Source organism: Limimaricola sp. G21655-S1, from assembly GCF_027213785.1.
Lineage (GTDB): Bacteria > Pseudomonadota > Alphaproteobacteria > Rhodobacterales > Rhodobacteraceae > Limimaricola.
On sequence record NZ_JAPWGO010000416.1, the window covers coordinates 1 to 248 of the forward strand.

At 57.3% G+C, this 248-nt stretch carries 1 protein-coding gene; it reads right to left on the reverse strand.

Features of this window, described 5'->3' with window-relative positions; genetic code table 11:
• Positions 1–248: hypothetical protein (locus O4G76_RS21295; protein WP_269399083.1), on the reverse strand; the 248-nt coding region annotated here is incomplete at both ends.

A 248-nucleotide genomic window follows, 5' to 3' on the forward strand; every position in this document is an offset into this window, starting at 1 on the left:
TCCCTCCACGATCCCCGAAGAGGCGCGCTCCGCTGCTTGCAGGCCCAACATCATCAGAGGCAGGAACAACAGCGCTGCCATGTTGCGCATCGGCGTAAGCCCATGCTTTGCATAAAAGCCGCGGATTGCGCGTGCTTTGCGCATAGGATCATGCGCGAGCGTGCTTTTCAGTTCGTTGAGCTCGGTTTTATGGTCGCGCAGTTTGATTTGATCCCGTGCAGATTTCAGCGCGATCGGGAGCACCATGA